This is a genomic window from Sphingomonas sp. (genome assembly GCF_965200105.1).
In the GTDB taxonomy this organism is placed as follows: Bacteria; Pseudomonadota; Alphaproteobacteria; order Sphingomonadales; family Sphingomonadaceae; genus Solisphingomonas.
This window is the reverse complement of record NZ_CBDATN010000003.1, coordinates 621,754-639,636: the sequence shown is the minus strand read 5'-3', so window position 1 is coordinate 639,636 and position 17,883 is coordinate 621,754. Positions and strand designations below refer to the sequence as shown.

Below are 17,883 nucleotides of genomic sequence, written 5' to 3'. Positions count from 1 at the left end.
GCTTCCCGGGGGAAAGGGACGCGCCGTCAGAGCAGGCGGGGCGACGTGGGCAGCGCGCCGAGCGCGTGTGGTACCGCAAGGTTCCAGCGTGGTGGAAATCGTGGCGCCTGCATCGGCCGCGGCGTCTCGGCGAACAGCTGCTTGATGCGGGTGCGGCCTGATATGCCCGTAACCGCGGGATGAACGGCACGGGCATATTTCGAGATTTCGCAAAACAAGTTCTGGCAATCGATCGGTTGCAAGCGGCGTCCGAAAAGCCCGGGAAAGGTAATGCCACGTTGGGCAAATTCCTGTTCCTGACGGTCGCACACCATCCTGATCAACGTCTCGGGCGCATATTCAGCGGCATCTTTGAAGCATTTCGACAGGCCGTCGCGCGCGCCCGGCCCGGCGACTACAAATTCCGCTTCGTCGTGCTCAAGCATCGACGAATAGTTGAGATCGATCGTGAACTGGAAAGCGAGAAAGGGTCCGAGACCGGGCTGTGCCAGAAAAAGCCGGTAAACATCTTTCAGCGACGGCGCAGCCGCAACGGTGGCAGGCAGGCGATCCTCCATCATGCGCCAGAGCAGCGCGATATGATTGCGGTGCTTGCGGGCATGTCCGAACGCAGGCGACGGCATGATATAGGCTGCGGAATACACGCGGGTGCCGCGCGCAATCGCGTGGTCGAGCACAGCAGCGATCCTGTCCGGATCGGCGGACTGCCAGGAGATCGGCCCAAGGGATTGCTCCAGGAGCTGCCAAGTCTCGATTCGGTTGAACAGTTTGAACACCAGGGTGCGGAAGAAAAGCTCATCGGGTGCGGCCGAGCGGTGCGCGTCATATTGCACCTCCGCGATCAGAAACTGACTGACCCGGTCGGCCGCGCGGTAGCAGTTGGTGAAGCGATGGCGTCGCAGCACGGGGTTGCTGGTCCACGGCGCGGGCGCGCCGGCCAGCCGGCGCAGGTAGATAGCCTGGCGTTCGGCCGCGAACCGCCAGTAGCTGTCATAGACTTCAGTGACCTGCACGGGTTCAATCCATTATCGACCGCCCGGCGGCTAGAAGATCGCGATCGACCACGTCATGCCTACGGCCCGGTTTCGGTGCGTGTCTGCGGCATACAGCCAATGTGGCGGCATTTTCCACAAGGCAGCGCTCTCGCAAGTCGCTCGCGATACGGTAGGAAGGTTGCGGACGCGCTGCTGCGTCGTCGAAATCTGGGATGAAGAAGCGTGACGGACTCACAGACCAGTGGCGAGGAGCGGTCGCGCAGTGGGTTCTGGTCGTTTGCGACGCTGGTCGCGCGAAATACCGTGCATCTGACGGAGCACGGGCACGGCATCATCTCCGGTTTCGATCCCGCAGACCCGCAACGAAAGGAGCGCGCGTCCTACAATCTCTCGGTAGGACCCGAGATCTATATAACGCCGTCATCCTCCGACGACAGTAAGTCGCGCGAGACGCTGGACAACCGCGAGTGCCGCGCTATCCCGCCGGGCCAGTTCGCGTTGATGCACAGCGAGGAAGAGGTTTCGATCCCCAATGATGCAATAGCTTTCATAACCCTGCGTTCCAAGGCAACGAAATTCCGCGGTCTGGTCAACGTGTCGGGCTTCTACGTCGAACCTGGATATCGCGGTAGCTTGGTCTTCGCGGTCTTCAATGCCGGTCCGGCACCGATCCATGTCGGCCGCGGCGACAAATGGTTCGAAATTTTCTTCGCGGACATCGACGCGAAGGTCGATACGTCGCAGCCGAAAAGCACGTTCAAGGGCATTCCGACCGAGCTCATCACGCCCTTGTCGGACCGCTTCCATTCCTTGCCCGGACTCGACCAGAAGATCGACGAGACGCGCGACGACCTTGACGGGCGCCTGCAGCGGATCGAACGCGATCATTCGATCCTGCGCTGGTCACAGGGATTGATCCTCGGCGCGCTGATCGCCCTAGGTGTGAGAGCCTGTTCGGATACCCAGAAGTCCGCCGATCCGCCCACTGCTCAACATGAGGTGGTCCCATGAACCTGCGCGCAGGTTGGGAGAAGATTGCGGCGATGCTGGAGCCGCCGTCCGGTGCGGCGGCAGACAGGCGGCCTGCCCCAGGTCCGGGACGGACACCCGGCCTTGCGGGTCATCTTTGGCGCATTTTGGTCAACATCCTGGCCCTGGTGATCGCATTTTCAATTCTGGTCCACGTCCTCGGGACGCCGCTGCCGGGACCTTCGGCAGCCTATACCGTGGTCCTCGTCGCGGCATGCCTGAGCACCGCGGCCGCCGCGTTCATCCTCCTTGGCGAGGCGCCGGCGGACAAAGGCCAACGCGCCGGGCGGGAGCCGGCGCGCGATACGCGGCGCTTCTGGCTGTCTGCCTTTGCGCTGATTTCGGGCATTCTGCTGTTGAGCGAGCTGCTGGGCAAACTGCCGGCTCATCTTAATCCGCCGTGGCTCAACCAATCACCACCCAAGACTCTGCGTTGCGATTGCCCGGTCACGCCTTCAACGGGCGGCAGCAAAGGTCAGCCCGTCGCTATGGAGAAGTGCGTATGTCGGTGATGTCGGCACCCGTGTGCTCGGCGCAGGAGCCGCTGACATTCGATTCGTATCAGGCTTTCGCGCGCGCGACGGATCGCAGCGGGTTCGATGGCGAGCGTCATCTCCGCTTCCTCCTGCTTGGACTGTTCGGCGAAGTGGGCAGCCTACTCAGCGAGCTGAAGAAGAAGCAGCGCGACACCGCCTCTTATGTTGCCTATGCGCATTCTTCTCTCGAGGAGACGGGCGATGTGCTTTGGTATCTCGCGAATGTTGGCACGGCGCTTGGCCTGACGCTCGGCACGCTTGCCGCGCACCACCATCAAGGGTTCGGGCTCGGCGGCGGCGGCCTTGGTGCTGTCGCGCCCGTTGCGCGGTTTCGCGACCTCGATAGCCAGCAAAGCCTGTTCGAAAGTCCGGCGTCCGGCGAATATGTCGAGCGCAGCCTGCTGAAAGTGGCGGCGCGTGTGGGCCGATTGGTTCGCCGCGCCAACGAGGGTCTTGCCACGGAGACGACCGAGCTCGGCGAAGATCTTGGCCGGCTTTTCTCGGCGCTCATCTCCGCGGCCAACGATGCCCATATCAGTCTGGAGGCCGCGGCACGCAGAAATGTCGAAAAGGTTCTCGGCCGATGGCCGATTAAAAGCGTGCACACGCCCCTTTTCGATGACGGTGAGGACGAGGACGAGCGCCTTCCTCGTCGTCTCGTCGTCACATTTAGGGAGAAGAAAGTCCTCGACGTCAACTATGTGTTTCAATCGCTGCATGGCGTAAACGTCGGCGACCGGCTGACGGATAACAGTGCGGATGAGGATGATTACCGGTTCCACGATGTCTTCCATCTGGCCTTTGCCGCGGTGCTTGGCTGGTCTCCTGTCTTGCGCGCGCTTTTGAAATTGAAGCGGAAGAGCAACCGCGAGACCGACGAGCAGCAGGACGGCGCGCGCGCGATCATCACGGAGGAAGGCATCTCGAACTGGGTTTTCAGCCACGGGTTGCGGCATCAGGCTTTCAAGAACGTGGACTCGCTCGATTTCGATCTGTTGCGCACGATCCAGCAGATGGTGCGCGGTTATGAGGTGGAGGCCTGCCCGATGTGGATGTGGGAGGAGGCGATCATGCAGGGCTTCACGGCCTTTCGATATCTCAAGCAGCATCGAGGCGGCGTGGTCGTCGCCGATCTCCTCCAGCGTACGCTGACGGCACAAGGTGCCGACGCATGAGCGGGTGGCGCGATGCTCAGGATCTGGTTCAGGATCTGGCGGCTATTTCGATGCCGTGCGTGTTCAACCCCTACCGCGATCATTGCAACGATCATGATGTCGACGATGCCGCGTCGATACGGGCCGCCAATCTGACCGCCGTGCTCGATCAGGCAATTATATGTGGGGTCGACGAGCTGTGGGTCGGCCTGGAACTGGGGCGGCTCGGCGGGCGGCGGACAGGTTTGCCTCTGACGGACGAGCCTAGTCTGGCGGCCTGTGGCGCCTATTGGCAGCTGCCGGATCTCAGACGGGCTACCGACGGCCCGGCGGCGAAGGAGCAGACCGCGACCTATGTTTGGCGGGCGATGGCGACGGGCCAGCGCAAGGTATTCTTCTGGAATGCGTTCCCCTTTCATTGCCACCTTCCCGGCAGTGCCAACAATCGGTCGCACACTCCCGCCGAGATCGACAGGCTCCCGGTCATCACGCCCTGGCTCATCGATCGACTGCGAATTCGCACGGTGGTGTCACTGGGACAGAAGGCGGAGACCGCAGTGCGCAGGATGGGGATCGCGTCGCGCTATGTGCGCCATCCCGGACGGGGCGGTGGTCCCGCGTTCCTCCAGTCGATCCACGCATCCTGAAGGATCGACCATGGTCTAGCGTTTTCCCCGGCGGACCGTGTTGTTCGTGGGAGTCCCTGACGCGAGCGGGGTATCCGCGTGGTCCAACTGGCCTTGCACGATCTCCTGCTTTGCCGCCGCTGCGTCGCCTAGGAGGCGCTTGTCGAGCAGCGCGTGGCGGATCCCGGTATGGGAAGACACCAGGGATCTCGACGCTGGTCAGGCCTTGAGCGTCGGCGCGTGCAGCTGCCGCGCGATCGTCCTGAGCTCTTGCAGCAGCGTCCCCCCGGGCTCGTCATCATCGAGTGGCAGGTCTCGACCGCCCCGGAGGCGGGTCGCGTCTGTCCGAGCCGCGCGACCGCTGTTTCTTTTCTTTGGACACCCGCCTCGCAGATCTGTTGCGCACCAACGGAGAGAGTCTGCTTCGGCCTCGCAACGGTCGAACGCTGCCCGGCAGAAAATCCCAAGCCAAGCCAAGCCAAGCCGTTCGTCGCGCCTGCCTGGGCTCGCCGGAGCGGTCGGTCTACTTACAGGAACGAGCGGCCCGTTTCGGCGAATGGGAACGAGCGAGTGAGCTGCCGGAACTGGCTCCACACTACCGCCCACCATTGGCTGCGGCCCGATCGCGCGCGAATTTCACAGGGCTCCGCTCCTCCGCGCTCAGGCCTTGGCCTTCGGCTTCGGACGCGTGCCACCATGGATCTTGCGACCGATCGCGTAGCCGCGCAGCAGGAGGTAACCAGTCAGCCCGTAGTAGATCACGAGGAAGGCGCAAAGCGCCAGCATGAGGTTCTGGGCGAGATAGTCGCTGGCCACGGCGTGCCACAGGATGCGGACGATGATGCCTGCGACGAGGGCGATGAAAGTGCTGATAGCGAACGAAGTAATCAGCGGCACCAAGTTGTAGAGCCCTACGATACTGTATTTCAGCTTGCGGATCTCCTCCTTCTCCGCATCCGTGCCGGCGACAGCGTTCGCGTCGTAGATGGCCTCGCTGGCGATGAGGTCGCGCAGCCAGTTGCTCAGCTGCACATAGAAGAAGGTCCCGAGCAGGCTGACGAGGGTCAAAAAGAAGCCTAGCGTGCCAATCTCCTGGGAGTTGAGTGTATTTGGGTTAGGCATCAACGACCTCTGCCTCGAGCTTCCCGATAATAGTGAAGATGCTGTCCGCGGCGAGCTCGACCACGCGCTGGTCGCCTACGCCGCCCTTCGGCGTGACGCCGATGAAGTTGCGATCCAGCTTGAACTCGGCGTCGCACATACGGCTGAGCTCGAGCGCGCCCATCTTGCTGGTGCGGATGTTGATCCCCTTGTCTCCCTCCTGCTGCTCTTGGCGCTGCTGCGCTTGGGCCTCGACCCGCTTGAGGTCGGCGAGGAGGTCGACGATCGCCTGTCTGCGCCAGTGCCGCAGCGTCATGTCGCCCAGCGCCCTCGCCAGGTACATGGCCTGGCCATGCGGCAGATTGAAGCTGTTGTAGAGGCGGTTGAAGCTGGGCGCTTCGGTCTCGGGGATCATGACCTCGTAGATGTGCTGGATGCGCGAGAGGTGCTCCTCGGTGAGGCTGCGATGACGCGCGCGCCCGGTGATCCAGTTGAGATGCTCAGTCGTCGCCAAGCCGGCGAACAGGACGGCGAGCTCCTGGGCGTCCCGGCCATCGAAGGCGCGCGAGAGCTCCGCGAGCTGAGCGTCGTCGACCTCGATCGTTACTTGCGCCACTCGCCCCCCGTCGCACCGCATCTAGCACAATCGCGCCGACATCGGAACCGCTTCGGATGCTGATCACAGCCCATTCGGTGCCACTTCCCCAGCGCCCCCGCGGAGCGGCGGCAGGGCGCTGGCGTCAGGCCACGGCGATGTCGAAGTCCGACGCCGCCGGAGTGACCAAGTTGTGTGTAGCAAACGCCACCACTGCCTCAGTCGGCGGCAGCGCGAGCCTTAAGCAAAAGGCGGGACGGCGCTTGGCCGGCCGCGCGCGCCGCGCCGGTGTAGCCTTCAGCGTCTCCAGTTCGCCCGCACGAACGCATATGACAGCTCTCTGGCGACGGAGCGCTGGCAATCGCAGCGGACCATATCTGGCGGATCAGCTGCTTCTTCCGTTCGCCCTCTCCGGCGGCGGCAGCTTCACGACGGTCAAGCCAGTCAGCATAGCCTGACCGCTGCGGCGGTGATTGAGCGCTTTCTCCAAAAGCGCTGCGTCTCCACGCAGCAGCCCTCAGGCACTCACCTCGTGGAGGTGCGATAAGCTACTTTTTGCTCAGCTGAACGAATGGCCGGAGTTGAGACGGCGAGTTGCGAACCCGAATGTCCGCGTTTGGGTCGATAATCCTCGATAGCAGAAGCCGTCTGGTGGTGAGTCGTCTGGCTGCTTTCGGGCGCTGATTCGCATAAACGAACGTTTGTTCAGGCGTTGCGATCACGGCGCATTTAATGGAAGCCGGCGTGCCCGGGGTTTTCGGGACGGGCAGCGTCGGGACCGCGTCCGTCGGCGTCACTGCTAGCCTAGGCGACTGACCCATCTGCCGAGACCGTGCGGACGGGCTGCGCGGCTGTCGCTTCGAGCGCGAACCATACGTCGAGATCGTGAACCGCGGCGGTAAAGGGCTCTTCGGTCGCGACCGACTTCCCGAACACGTCGTTGGCGGTGACAGACAGCCTCGCGTAAAGTTGCAGCCACTCGCCGTGCCTCAGGACATGCGCGCGCTCCGCGGAATCAATCGGAAAGTCCAATTCCACCTCCGGCACGTCGAACACCCTGCCCGGGGCGATCGCGCCGCGGATGGTATCCGCCGGACTCGGTGCGTGCCAGCGGATGGCTTGCGAACCCGTCCGCGCGTAGCCCAGCGAGGCCGTCCATGTCATCTCGAGTGCGGGGGACGCGCCGCTGTTGCGAATGCTGACCAGCAGACGCGGTCGCCCGTCGGACTCCGAGATATAGGCGCGCACCGCCTCGATCGAAAGGTAGCAGCGTGCCTGTGCCTCTCCGATCTGCCGACTGTCCTGCGCCGTCCTCTCCGCCGCTTCGGCGGCCCTGCGCGAAAGCGTGTTCGCAGTCCTCGTCAACCAGAGCGTGACCAGCAGTCCCACGATGCCGAGGGCGCTGATGATCGAGCTGACGATCGCGATGATGTTCGCCCGCGCGCTGCTGGCGGCGGCGGCCTCGGCCGCGAGCGCGGCCCGCCACTGGGCGCAGAGGTCCGCCCGGTCGTGGTCGGTCTCGCGGTAGCAGCGCGCGTCCAGGGGGTTGTGGTGTGCAATGAACGGTGGCTGCGGCGAAGGGGTGGGTTGCGTATTGGCGCCCGGCGGGGCGGTGGTGACCGGCGCGCCGGGCGTCCCGGTGGCCTTCGCGTCGGCATGCGTCGCGAACCCGGAGGCGAGGGCTGTGGCGATCAAGATGCTTTGGAAACGACTGCTCATCGGACCTTACTGCCAGTGCGACAACACTATCGACAAGCGGCTTGCATGGTCGGATTGATGCCGCATGGCGGTCGGCTATCAGGACGAGGAGTCATCGGCGGGCGGGCGCGACGATGAGATCTCCATGGTCCCCGCCAACCCGAACGAGCATGTGACAGGCTTCCTGGAGCGGTTCTTCTCGCTCTCTTACTCACCCGGTTTTGCGGTCCTGCTCACGGGCAAGTGGGGGGCGGGCAAAACCCACCTGGTGAAGGCCATCGTCGCGGATGCCGCCGTCCATGGGCGACGCGTGCTGTCGGTCAGCATGTACGGGCTCTCCAGCAGGCGGGAGATCGACGAGGCGGTCGCGCTCGCCCGCTACCCATGGCTCGCGACGGAGCGCACGTCGCGCCGGCCGCAGCCTGGGGATGTCGTGGGCATGCCGCATCCCCGGGACGATCGAGGCGCTCTGCTCGGCGTGCCTGCGGCCACCGGATATATCTTCGACGACGTCGAGCGGAGCTCGATGCCGATCACCGACGTGCTGGGATACATCAACCGCCTGGTCGAGCGGGACGGGCGGAAGGTCGTCCTCGTCGCCGACGAGGACAAGTTCGTCGGACGAGACGATGGTGGAGCTTTCCAGCTGTCGAAGGAGAAGGTCGTCGGGCGGACCCTAACCGTCCGTCCCGACTTCGACGCCGCCTACGGCGCGTTCCTCTCGACGCTCGAGTCCGATGGGGCCCGGCTCTACCTCGAGCAGGCGGCTGGCGAGGTCCGTGGCGTCTACGAACAGTCACGCACGGGCAACCTGCGCCTCGTCCAGCAGACGCTCTGGGATTTCGAGCAGGTGTACGGCGCGCTCGAGGCCCGGCACGTCGCCAACGCCGGAGCGATGAACGCGATGATGCGCTTGCTGTTCGCTATATCCTTCGAGTTCAAGGCAGGGAACATCGAAGCGCTGGACGTGAGGGCCCGGTCCGTCCGCCAGTACAGCGGCATCTTCAACGACGCGAAGGAGCCGGGCAAGCTGCGCCTCGCTGCCGCGAAGTACAGCGGCCTCACCATGCACGACACACTCCTTCCGGACGATCTGCTCGGAGACATCCTAGTCGATGGCATTGTCGACGCCGCCCGCGTGCGGGAGGCATTCGACGCGAGTTCTTGGTTCCCGTCCGCGGACGAACCCTCGTGGAGGACGGTCTGGTATTCGGGGGAGCGCGGCGACGAGGAGATAGCCGGGGCGGTCGAAGTCCTGATGGAGGAGTTCGCGGCGCGCGCCTTCGACGTGACGGGCGAGGTACTTCATGTATTCGGCCAGGTTCTAAAGCTCGCCGGCCTCGGCGCGATCGGGTGGTCGCTGCCGAGGGCGGTGGCGGAGTGCAGGGCCTATGTGGACGACCTCCGGCAGCAAGGCAGGCTCGAGCCGCCGAAGCTGGCGGTGCTCGACGACGTCCGCCACGGGAGCTTCGCCGGCCTCGGCTTCTCGGGCCGAGAGACGCCGGAGTTCGGCGAGGTGTGGGCCTACTTCAACGACCAGCGCGCCGCAGGGCAGCGCGACCGGTTCGCGGACCAGGCCACGGAACTCCTGTTGATCATGCGCGGCGACGCGACCGAGTTTGTCAGGCGGATCGCGAACGCCGGCGACGCGTCCGAGCCCCTTGTTCGCCTGCCGGTGCTGGCGACGGTGGACCCCGTAGCCTTCGCGGAGGATCTGGCCGCGCTCAAGCCGCTCAAGCTTCGTGAGGTGATGGTCGGACTGTCGGCCCGCTATGACCTCGGCATGCTCGATCGTGAACTTAAGGAGGAGAAGCCCTGGATACTCGCCGTCAGGTCGGCCCTGCTCGAGCGGGCGGCGGCGGCTCCGATCTGGACCAGACAGCGGATAGAGGAGAGCGTGCGGTGGGCGCTCGACGACCGGTTGGGAGTGCCGACTCCGAACGAAGGAGGTGGAGCCCCCGACGCATAGGCCGGACGCAAGGCGAGTGACGAGGTTCTCCTCGGCCGATCTGTCGGCGCTGACGGACCGGCGGCGCTGCAGCCAGGTCGGGTCTGCGGCCCGCAGCGGAGGCGGGACTCCCGCCATGTCGATGTTCCGTTCGCAGCATCGAGTCGTTTCTGCTATGATCCCATTTCGTTCGGAGGGTGGTCTTCATGAAGACGGTCACGCAAAACCAGTTGAACGGCGAGTTCGGCGAGACGCTCGTCAAGGCCCGCGTCATGAAGCTCGGCCATGTGTTCCAGGGCACTGGACGGATGGAAACCGGCATCGACGGCACGATCGAGTTCCGCGATCCGCAGACCGGCCGGATGACCGGCAAGATGGTGGCGGTGCAGGTCAAGACCCGGGAGAAGGGTGACTACACTGCGGAATCGGACGGGTCGTTCGAATATCTGATGAAGACAGCAGACCTGGCCTACTGGCGCAGTTCCAGCCTTCCCGTCGTCCTGATCCTCCATCGCCTTTCGGACGACTCCGTCTTCTGGAAGGCGGTTGCGGATGGGGCGCTCGGTGAGGAGCGCCGACTGGTCTTCGACAAGGCGTCAGACAGGCTGGACCCGGCAGCCATGGACAGGCTGGCAGCCCTGTCGGTCGAGCGGGGACGTCTCGGATCCCACGTGCCGCCCATGCGCGTTGGCGAACTGGCCCATCTCAATCTTATGCGGATAGCCCTGCCTGCCGAGATATTCGTGGCGGATTCCCCGTTCGCCAAGGGGCGCGATGCAATCTCAACCCTTCTCGCGACTGAGGAACGCCGCTTCGACTGGGTCATCCGTGGACGGCGTTTTGTTTCGTTCCGCGATCCGCGAGGGACCGGGCTCGAATCCATCATCGACGTAGACACGTTGGAGGCGGTCGACACCGACCTGATCGCGGACAGCGACGATCCGGACGAGGAGGTCGTCATGATCGAGCTGCTGCGCAGGACGATGGTCGAGCAGGTGTCCAAGACGCTGGCCTGGGAGCACAAGTCCAGGACGCTGTACTTCCGCGCACCCGAGCGATTCCAGACCCGCCGCTATGAGTACCGGTCCCTGAAGGAGCCGACCTCGGCGATGGTCGTGCAGGTGTACTTCAACAAGAAGCGCAAGGATGAGGTACATAGCGTTCGGCACCATGGCTTTAGTCCGAGGTTCGAACGGATCGCGGGCGAATGGTTCCTCTCGATCTCGCCGACTTTCGTATTCACCGAGGACGGATTCAGGCTGCACCGGTTCTCCGCCGACCTGCTCGCTGGCAAGAAGCGCAAGGATCGTAACGGGTCGATCCGGGGGCAGGTCTTCATGTTCCGGTTTCTGCTGACGGGTGCGAGGCTCGATGCGGCATCCCCGATGTTCGAGGGCTTCGAACCCATCGGGGCGGCAATTCCAACGGAAGGCCTGCTGGCGTTCGAAACCATCGACCCGGTCGAGATGGAGGTCGCCGTGCCGGAGGATGCCTGGGCGGTGAGTGATCCGAACGCGAAGAAGATGAAGGCCGAGAACGACGAAGGGCCGACGCAACATTCGCTGGAGATGACGGTATGAAATTCGCCACCAAGTGCATCCCGGAGCCGGATCTGGAGTTCGGCGACGGCGGTCTCTTCATCGACCCGCGGGTGGGGCTCATGCGTCACGGGCCTCTGCAGCCAAAGCCAGGCGACGTCGTGCGTATCGGCGTGATCGGCACGACCGAAACGGTCGAGGGCTTCGCGGGCTACATCGACCGGGCGATGATCGGTATCGAGGGCGCCAATCCTAAGTTGGGCAATCTGCATCCCGGCTTTCCGGGACTTGGCAACGACAACCCGTTCCGTTGCAAGTTCGAGATCGCGGAGGGCGGCGCGGCGACCATCCTGTCGTCGGACATCAAGGCCATACTGGGCATCCGTCGGCACGAGGACGCGGTGCGCGCCGGTGTCGACCTTCTGATCGAGCGCGCTCGCACGCTGCTGGAGGGGAGCTCGAGGCCCGAGGTGATCGTGGCGGCGTTGCCTAAGGCTCTGATTGAGAAGGTGGTCAACGCCAGCGGCGGCACGCCCGACGACAACGATGATGAGATCGAGGACGACGAGACCGGTCCTACCGAACTGAACTTCCGTGACTTGTTCAAGGCGCGGGCGCTCGGTCTAGCCGTGCCGACCCAGATCGCCTGGCCGTCCGTCTGGGACGACGCCTTCAAGCTGCCGAACAAGCTGAAGAGCACCGATCGCAAGGTGCAGGATCCGGCGACTCGGGCCTGGAACATCCTCAACGCGATCTTCTACAAGGCGGGTAAGGTGCCTTGGCGGCTACCGAAGTCGGGAGAGTACTCCACGAGCTATCTCGGCATTGGGTTCTACCGGGATCTCGATGGGCACCGGCTTTGGACCAGCACTGCGCAGATGTTCGATGAACGGGGGAAGGGGCTCATCTTGCGCGGCGCCCGGGCGCGCACCGATCGGCCGGGCAAGCATCCCTACCTGACGCGGGAGGACGCCTACGCGCTCGTCAGGAAGTCTCTCGAGGCCTATCACGGGCATCATCGCACGATGCCCGCAAGGCTCGTGATCATGAAGACCTCCCGCTTCGAGAAGGGGGAGGCGGAGGGCTTCTCCGAGGCGATCGCCGAGATGCGTGTCGCGATCAGCGACATGGTCTGGGTCTCGGAAGGAAGCCATGTCTCCCTGCTCAGGGAGGGAGACTATCCGCCGCTCCGCGGCAGCTTCGTCGAGATCGGCCGGAACGGACTTCTCTACACCCGCGGCAGCGTGCCCTATTACGGCACCTTCCCCGGCATACGTGTGCCCACGCCTTTGCAACTGCGGCCGTACGAATGCGAGACGCCGCTCTCGTCGTTGGCGTCGGAGATGATGGCGCTGACGAAGCTCAATTGGAACTCGACGCAGCTCGACCAGAAGCTGCCGATACCCATCCGAGCGGCCAAGGAGGTCGGGCGGGTGCTGAAGCATGTTAGCTACGCCGATCGCGATCAGCCGGACTTCCGTTTCTACACCTGAGAGGCCAGCCATGCCTCCCGCGGCCGGTCTATCAGAATGGTGACAGCCGCGGCAGAGGACCGCGTTCGGAGATGGGATGTAGGATGTACGCAGGTCGCTCGGAAAGCGCCTTGGCGGTCGCGGTCCTCCCGGACCGAAGGTAGTCCGTGAGCGACGTCCGAGCCGACCCCAAGTCGATGATCGACCGCCCGAGCAGGTCGATGCGCCGGCTCGATCCGGTGAAGCGAGAGCCCTCGAAAGGCCTGCTTGCCCGCCGCCTCACCGGGAATGCTGGCCGGCCGTCCTCCGCGCGGAAGAAGCTCCACACGTCGAAGTCGTGCACGCCGCCCTCGCCATCGACGAGATGCCGCGCGGCGCCTTGGCAGAGCGCCACGCAGACCAGCGTCGCCGCGAGCCCGCGGTGGTGCTGGTGACGGGCCTCGAAGCTGCACAGGTCGTCCAGTGCCGACGCGAGGAGGTAATTCAGGTCCTCCTCCTCGAACCTGTCGAACGAGCGCGGCTTCTGGGCGGCGGTCTGCTTCAAGGCTCGAGGTTCCAGTGTGCCAGCGCGGCTCGGACCTGCTCGCGGGGATAGAAGGGGCCCGCGTTCTGCAGATCGTCCCGGATGCGCTGGAGGCGCTTCCGGGCATCCCGCGCGGTCCTGTCCGTAAGTGCCATCACGTCGGGCGGGTGCGGGTCGTCGGGGGTGCGCGGCCAGCTTGAGGGGTAGGCCGGCCATCTTGCCGCGGCCTCGATGTCGTGTCCGGCAAGCATGTCCTCCTCGCACCTCCAGCCATACATGTTGTACGCGCAGATTTTCAGCATCGCCTTCACTTCGGGCATCACGTCGGTGAACGCTTTAAGTGGGTCGCTTCAGATGGGGAGGAGTAACTCGCCTTCTACCTTCGCATAAGCTTTCGATGATGAGGCTTTGGAGTTTCATAGAGGGTTCGTCATTATACGGCGATGAAGTGGGTGGCAGTTGGAGAGTATCTGCCCACGTTGCCGATCGCCGCCATGTCATAGCCCATGATCTGATAGTCATCGATCCCCTTTGCCACTCGCGCCTCCTCGAGCGCGACGAACGGATTCAGGGATTGGAGTGCGAGGTCACGCAGCCCTGGCCGAAGCTCAACACCATTGCGCGTCGCGACTGCGAACTGCTGATGTCCGCCGACGCTTGTCGTGTCAGCGTCGTCCATTACGCGACGAAGCGCATCTAGGGGGGTAAAGAAGCCCGCCTCCGCCGATGCTGACGTGCATGTACGATACACCTCCCCGGCTTTCTCGCGGCCGCTACCGAGGGCGACGACGCCGCCTTGGCTCAAATCGAGTTCGGCCGCCTCGCAGCACGCCATCGCTTCGTGATCTATCTGGACCATGACGGAGAACGCCTGCGCGGCATTGCCGGGGGAACTGCGCCCGAAGACCAGACCCTCGATGAGATGGCCATCGGTCCGGTGCCACTTCCGCCGCTCGTCCACTACCAGAACAGAGCAACGGGCATAGAGGCGGGCGACCTGAGCGACGGTCGGACCGTTGTCGAAGGCGCTTTCGACAAGAAGGTTTTGGAGGCAGGTCGATGCGAGCGCGTTTACGGTCTGACCAGCGAACGTGTTGCCGGCAAACGCGAAGCCCATCGCCGGAAGTCGGCACTTTTCTGTGGCGAGCGACGGGCCGGGACGGTTGAGCACGATCGGAACGGCGAATATCTTCGGACCGCCCTCCGCGACGGTTTGATGATCGGAGCCGAAGCGGGTGTCCGCGACGACGGCGACGCCTTCGATCGTCTCCCATGCGAGCACCAGAGTCATGACACCCTCCCAAGCCGTTTTGCTCCTAGCTTTAGGCCACCCTCTTGGCGGGTCAGCCGCAAGTAGGTCGTCGTGAGGCGGCAAGGCCTCGATGCCTAAAGCTGGTCACTAGGTCCACGCCTTTGCGCCATAGAGTACAATTGATGAACGGACGTCTGCTCTCAGGGAGCGGCGACGCGCTCCCGAGCGTCGGCTTGTGGGTCATCCCGGACGAGTTCCGTCCTTGCTGTAGAACAGCCGATTCTTCCAACGGTCAGCTTCAGTTAGGTCGAAACGAGTACCGCCGGACCGTTTCGAGCGCCGTGACGAGCGGGCCCGACGCCAACTGGATGCCAGCCGCCGAGGCTCTACGCCAGAGTCAAGCCGAGCTAGCGGTTGCGTTGGAGGACCTGCGACAAGCCAACCAGATCCTCGCCGGCAACGTCGCCGCCACTACCGCGGAGCGGGACCGCTTGTGGGACACGTCGCCCGACCTCCTGCTTATCCTCGGCCACGACGGCAATATCCAGGCCGTCAATCCGGCCTGGACGGCGCTGCTCGGCTGGACGCCCCAAGAGTTGCTAGGCACGAAGCTCGACCTGCTGGTGCACCCCGATGACGCGGCCGCGCTGGAGCCGCTGTTGCAGGATGCCAACGGTGACTCAGTCATCATGGAGAACCGGTACCGCCACGAGGATGGCAGCTATTGCTGGTTCCAGTGGGCGATCGTTCTCGCCGACCATGTCATCTATGCCACCGGACGCAACATCACCGCAGACAAGCGGGCGCGTGCCGCCCTGCAGAATGCGGAGGATCAGCTCCGCCAGTCGCAGAAAGTGGAGGCGATCGGCCAACTCACCGGCGGCGTTGCCCATGACTTCAACAATCTGCTCACCGTCATCCGCGGCTCGGTCGACCTGCTGCGCCGTCCCGATGTGTCGGAGGAGCGTCGGCTCCGGTATATCGATGCGATCGCCGATACGGCCGACCGTGCGACCAAGCTGACCGGCCAACTGCTCGCCTTTGCGCGTCGGCAATCGCTGAAGCCGGAAGTGTTCGATACCGGCGAGAGCGTGAGTGCGATCAGCGACATGGTGCGCACGCTGATCGGCGCACGGATAAAGGTGGCTGTGCGCCTTGCCGAGGAGCCCTGCCACGTCGATGCTGACCGCAGCCAGTTCGACACCGCGATCGTCAACATGGCGGTAAACGCACGCGACGCCATGAACGGCGAGGGCGAGCTGACCATCACAGTTGGGGCGACATCCCTCATGCCCGCGATCCGCACGCATCCGGCGGTGACCGGCGACTTCGTAGCTGTTGCGTTGACTGATACGGGGTCAGGCATTCCAGCCGACAAGATCGACCAGATCTTCGAACCGTTCTTTACCACCAAGGGCATCGGTGAAGGCACTGGCCTGGGCCTGTCGCAAGTGTTCGGGTTCGCCAAGCAATCCGGCGGTGATATCTTCGTCGAAAGTCGCGAGGGGAAGGGCTCGACTTTTACGCTCTACCTCCCGAAGGTCATCGCGGAGAACCACCGCACGGCGACGGATGCTGCCGACGATGGGCTATCCACGGGAGAGGGCGCCTGCATCCTCGTGGTCGAGGACAATCCCGACGTAGGCATGTTCGCGACCCAGGCCTTGTCGGAGTTGGGCTACCAAACCATGCTCGCGATGGACGGACCCAAGGCGCTCGCCGAACTAGCCTCAGGCGCTGATCGGTTCGACGTGGTGTTCTCGGACGTCATGATGCCCGGTATGTCCGGCATCGAACTTGGGCAGGAGATCGGGCGGCTTTATCCCCAAGTTCCCGTCATCCTGACCAGCGGCTACAGCGAGGTACTGGCGCAATCCGGGACGCATGGTTTCGAGCTGCTCCACAAGCCGTACTCGATCGATGAACTCTCGCGAGCCATCAGGAAGGTGGTTCAGCGCCGATAGTCCGTAGCGAGCTTGCCACCGTCCGGCCCTCTCCGGCTGCGGGCTTTCAGACCAGCGGCGAAAGATACGGATCCGGTCTACAGTCGTGGGGCGTCTTCGCCAGAACGTTGAGGCTGATCGGTTCCCTGCTTTTCAGTGCTGCCGTAGTTTTCCGTGCCGCTTGTGGTGCCACGTTCCCGGCCTTCATCAGAAAGGTCTTTGCCTTCTGATTTGCTTTTATGGCCGAACGAACGGTGCTGCTTCCCGATATCTGTTTTGTCATTGGTGGTCATCGTGAGGCTCCTCAGGCGTTGATAGCAACGCAGGTAGCGTCTGATCGGGTGCGTCACGGGCGCGGTCAGCCTGCGCTTACGACCGCCTTCAACGGCCCAAGCTGGTCCCACCGTCTTTAAGGCAAAGGGGGCTGGCGCTGAACGGTTTGCATGGTGAACAAATGGCAGGTTTTGGGCGAGCGCTTAGGCAAGCGAGACGTCCGCGTTTGGGTCCAGGCTGCCGTCGTCGCTCCTTCCGAGGGTTCAGCGAGGACGCCTTCATCGGGTCGAGTCAAGGATGACCGCGACCGTCTCGGCCGGCATGTCCCACATCGGAAAGTGGCCGCTGCCCTCGAACCAGTGGAGCTCGGCGGTAGGAAAGGCTGCTTGCGCGCGCGCAGCCTGCCTAGGGAGGCAGAGCCGGTCGTGCCTACCCCACCCGATTACGACCCGGCCGGTGCTGGCGGCGGCGGGGCCGGTTTGCTCAGGCCCGGTTGCGAGGCTGTGGACTAGCGCGTCGAACGTCCGTGTCGTGCTGAGGCCCTCGAGCTCGGTCGCGACGAGCTGCGCGTCAAGCGCCCAAGGACGCGCGGAAAGCTGAGCGAGCAAGGCCGTTCGCGACGCCGCGTTTCGGCTCAGCGCCGGCAGGCTCGGCCTGATCGTCCTCAATAACCGACCGGACGCGCCGATGGTGATCCTGAAGAACGTCCGCTCCCAGCCGCGCCAGAAGCCACCAGGATCGAGCGCGACCACATTGCCGACGACCCCGCGCCGCGCGAGCTCGAGCACGATTCGCGCTCCCATGGAGCTGCCGACCACGTCGACGCCGGCCAGGCCGGCGTCCACGATATACCGCTCGACGCTGCCGACCAGACCGTCGAACGTCCCGCTATCGGGTTCCGCGGGCGTGGCGCCGTGGCCGGGGAGGTCGACCGCGATGACCTTTCGCGCGGCGCTGAGCGAGTCCAGGATGGTGCTCCACGATCGCCAACTCCCGCCCAAGCCGTGGATCAGGAGCAGCGTGCGTCCGGTGCCGCGCTCGATCGTGTTCATGCCGTATCCGCCTTGTCGCAATGGCGCTCAACAAGCGCTTCCGAGAGTGCAATCCTTGCAAGGGCGTCCGCAATCAGCCCCCGCGATCGGGAAGCACGCGACCGACGCCATGGCTGGTGCGTGTCGAAATGGTGGGTGGCCCAGCCTC

Annotated in this window: 17 protein-coding genes; 8 read left to right on the top strand and 9 right to left on the bottom strand. The window is 64.1% G+C overall.

Annotated features, from left to right (window positions below):
- Positions 1 to 26 precede the first annotated feature (26 nt).
- Positions 27 to 1,013, bottom strand: a complete 987-nt coding sequence (locus ACOFKX_RS16035; RefSeq protein ID WP_419828059.1) for a nucleotide kinase domain-containing protein — start codon at positions 1,011 to 1,013, stop codon at positions 27 to 29.
- A gap of 204 nt (positions 1,014 to 1,217) precedes the next feature.
- Here ACOFKX_RS16035 and ACOFKX_RS16030 point away from each other — a divergent pair, with 204 nt between their 5' ends.
- The 4 genes from ACOFKX_RS16030 to ACOFKX_RS16015 are packed head-to-tail and all read left to right on the top strand — an operon-like array spanning position 1,218 to position 4,361.
- Positions 1,218 to 2,006 (top strand): dCTP deaminase domain-containing protein, encoded by a 789-nt coding sequence (locus ACOFKX_RS16030; protein ID WP_419828058.1) that lies wholly within the window; start codon positions 1,218 to 1,220, stop codon positions 2,004 to 2,006.
- Entirely contained in the window at positions 2,003 to 2,536 is a 534-nt protein-coding gene (locus tag ACOFKX_RS16025) for a hypothetical protein (protein WP_419828057.1), read from the top strand. The genes ACOFKX_RS16030 and ACOFKX_RS16025 overlap by 4 nt, the downstream gene beginning before the upstream one ends.
- Positions 2,527 to 3,735, top strand: coding sequence for a pyrophosphatase (locus tag ACOFKX_RS16020; protein WP_419828056.1), 1,209 nt, complete (start codon positions 2,527 to 2,529; stop codon positions 3,733 to 3,735). Before ACOFKX_RS16025 ends, ACOFKX_RS16020 begins: the two co-directional genes overlap by 10 nt.
- Entirely contained in the window at positions 3,732 to 4,361 is a 630-nt protein-coding gene (locus tag ACOFKX_RS16015; RefSeq protein WP_419828055.1) for a uracil-DNA glycosylase, read from the top strand. Before ACOFKX_RS16020 ends, ACOFKX_RS16015 begins: the two co-directional genes overlap by 4 nt.
- A gap of 639 nt (positions 4,362 to 5,000) precedes the next feature.
- Here the strand turns inward: ACOFKX_RS16015 and ACOFKX_RS16010 are convergent.
- From ACOFKX_RS16010 to ACOFKX_RS16000, 3 genes are all read right to left on the bottom strand, one after another.
- The gene (locus tag ACOFKX_RS16010; protein WP_419828054.1) at positions 5,001 to 5,408 is read right to left on the bottom strand and encodes a hypothetical protein; all 408 of its coding nucleotides are present in this window, start codon (positions 5,406 to 5,408) and stop codon (positions 5,001 to 5,003) included.
- A gap of 46 nt (positions 5,409 to 5,454) precedes the next feature.
- Positions 5,455 to 6,057, bottom strand: coding sequence for a hypothetical protein (locus ACOFKX_RS16005; protein WP_419828053.1), 603 nt, complete (start codon positions 6,055 to 6,057; stop codon positions 5,455 to 5,457).
- A gap of 783 nt (positions 6,058 to 6,840) precedes the next feature.
- Positions 6,841 to 7,755 carry a hypothetical protein gene (locus ACOFKX_RS16000; protein ID WP_419828052.1) on the bottom strand — a complete coding sequence of 305 codons (915 nt, stop codon included), beginning with the start codon at positions 7,753 to 7,755 and terminating at the stop codon, positions 6,841 to 6,843.
- A gap of 64 nt (positions 7,756 to 7,819) precedes the next feature.
- Here ACOFKX_RS16000 and ACOFKX_RS15995 point away from each other — a divergent pair, with 64 nt between their 5' ends.
- The 3 genes from ACOFKX_RS15995 to ACOFKX_RS15985 all read left to right on the top strand — a co-directional run bounded on the left by ACOFKX_RS15995 (position 7,820) and on the right by ACOFKX_RS15985 (position 12,713).
- On the top strand, positions 7,820 to 9,703 hold the full coding sequence (locus ACOFKX_RS15995; protein ID WP_419828051.1) for a P-loop NTPase fold protein: 1,884 nt from the start codon (positions 7,820 to 7,822) through the stop codon (positions 9,701 to 9,703).
- Positions 9,704 to 9,888: 185 nt separating this feature from the next.
- Positions 9,889 to 11,262, top strand: a complete 1,374-nt coding sequence (locus ACOFKX_RS15990; RefSeq protein WP_419828050.1) for a DUF4365 domain-containing protein — start codon at positions 9,889 to 9,891, stop codon at positions 11,260 to 11,262.
- Positions 11,259 to 12,713, top strand: a complete 1,455-nt coding sequence (locus tag ACOFKX_RS15985; RefSeq protein ID WP_419828049.1) for an argonaute/piwi family protein — start codon at positions 11,259 to 11,261, stop codon at positions 12,711 to 12,713. Before ACOFKX_RS15990 ends, ACOFKX_RS15985 begins: the two co-directional genes overlap by 4 nt.
- A 31-nt stretch (positions 12,714 to 12,744) precedes the next feature.
- On the opposite strand, the gene ACOFKX_RS15980 is transcribed toward ACOFKX_RS15985, so the two are convergent.
- The 3 genes from ACOFKX_RS15980 to ACOFKX_RS15970 all read right to left on the bottom strand — a co-directional run bounded on the left by ACOFKX_RS15980 (position 12,745) and on the right by ACOFKX_RS15970 (position 14,506).
- Positions 12,745 to 13,236 carry a hypothetical protein gene (locus ACOFKX_RS15980; protein ID WP_419828048.1) on the bottom strand — a complete coding sequence of 164 codons (492 nt, stop codon included), beginning with the start codon at positions 13,234 to 13,236 and terminating at the stop codon, positions 12,745 to 12,747.
- Complete coding sequence (locus ACOFKX_RS15975; RefSeq protein WP_419828047.1) at positions 13,233 to 13,538, bottom strand: hypothetical protein; 306 nt, start codon at positions 13,536 to 13,538, stop codon at positions 13,233 to 13,235. The genes ACOFKX_RS15980 and ACOFKX_RS15975 overlap by 4 nt, the downstream gene beginning before the upstream one ends.
- A gap of 110 nt (positions 13,539 to 13,648) precedes the next feature.
- Positions 13,649 to 14,506, bottom strand: coding sequence for a hypothetical protein (locus ACOFKX_RS15970; RefSeq protein ID WP_419828046.1), 858 nt, complete (start codon positions 14,504 to 14,506; stop codon positions 13,649 to 13,651).
- A 143-nt stretch (positions 14,507 to 14,649) separates the two neighbouring features.
- Here ACOFKX_RS15970 and ACOFKX_RS15965 point away from each other — a divergent pair, with 143 nt between their 5' ends.
- Entirely contained in the window at positions 14,650 to 16,431 is a 1,782-nt protein-coding gene (locus ACOFKX_RS15965) for an ATP-binding protein (RefSeq protein ID WP_419828045.1), read from the top strand.
- Positions 16,432 to 16,508: 77 nt separating this feature from the next.
- Here the strand turns inward: ACOFKX_RS15965 and ACOFKX_RS15960 are convergent, their stop codons facing one another.
- On the bottom strand, positions 16,509 to 16,703 hold the full coding sequence (locus ACOFKX_RS15960) for a hypothetical protein (protein ID WP_419828044.1): 195 nt from the start codon (positions 16,701 to 16,703) through the stop codon (positions 16,509 to 16,511).
- A gap of 258 nt (positions 16,704 to 16,961) precedes the next feature.
- Positions 16,962 to 17,735 (bottom strand): alpha/beta fold hydrolase, encoded by a 774-nt coding sequence (locus tag ACOFKX_RS15955; RefSeq protein WP_419828043.1) that lies wholly within the window; start codon positions 17,733 to 17,735, stop codon positions 16,962 to 16,964.
- Positions 17,736 to 17,883 lie beyond the last annotated feature (148 nt).